1 protein-coding gene is annotated in these 969 nt (G+C 50.8%); it reads right to left on the bottom strand.

Going from position 1 to position 969, the window contains the following annotated elements; all coding sequences use genetic code 11:
- Nucleotides 1-254: 254 nt before the first annotated feature.
- Nucleotides 255-969: DNA polymerase (locus VQ045_RS21785; RefSeq protein WP_331831619.1), on the bottom strand; the 715-nt coding region annotated here is incomplete at its 5' end.

Here is a 969-nt window from a genome sequence, read left to right as displayed (position 1 = left end):
TCCCGCAAATCTGATGAAACAGCCTTTCCCATGAAGCACCTCCTGCTCACAGAGAATCAAACCGAACATCAAATGGGAACCCGTCGATTCAAATTATTCGCCGGATGCTCTAGACAACCTCTCTTAACTCTTCAAGGAACACATTGTTATAACGGGTTGGATGAGATCATGGTAGGCTCAATCATCCATCTCGCCGAGGGTTTTTGGTCGTTTCGGACGCGGCTATTCACGACAGTGCGGGGTGAACCCGCAAATCATTCGATGAAAGAACCAGCGGTAACGCGCGCGCGGACAGTTGGAATGCGGCGATTGAAGGCTTGGATCATTAACTCGCTGGCTCGTTCGACTCGGCGATCGAATGTATCGTCGTTATGTAGCTGCAGAAGTACAGCGTCATGCACGGGCAATATAATCTGCTCCGCTTCAAATTCTCTGGCAATTTCCAGCAATGATTCCTTGAATATTAGTGATGCCGTTGATTGCACCGGGTGGTTCAATGCCCAACGATTTTCCTTTTGACTGAGCATACCTTGTTGGGAGCGAACGCGCCGATTTCCATAGAGGCTAGAGACAAATCCCTCTTCAAGTAGATTTTTTTGCTGGATAGCACGATACGATGCAAGCCCTGGGTAGGCATTGAAGAAGGCGTCGATTTTTCTCGTATATAATTCGCGATCAGCATCGGATCCTTCGACCCCTGCTAGAAGCGAAGCGATTCGCTCTGCAGACATTCCGTATAGAAATGCCAGAAATACTCGCTTGGCGATAGGCCGTGATTCCGCACGCCCGAACAGAACCTCCGCGAGACCAGTGTATAGGTCCCCGGCGTTATAAGCCGCTATCAGAGCTTCATCGCCGGGAATGTCCCGGTCTCTGTTGAAACTCTGAAGTGGGCGGCGTTGCCCGCCTTGAGCCGTTAGGCTCGGGGTGCCGATTCCACTGAGGAGAGCAACGCCATGAAGAAAGATA

It is taken from the genome of Aurantimonas sp. E1-2-R+4, from assembly GCF_036549515.1.
Classification (GTDB): domain Bacteria; phylum Pseudomonadota; class Alphaproteobacteria; order Rhizobiales; family Rhizobiaceae; genus Aurantimonas; species Aurantimonas coralicida_A.
The sequence above is the reverse complement of the archived record's forward strand: the minus strand, read 5'-3'. Positions and strand labels throughout refer to the sequence as shown.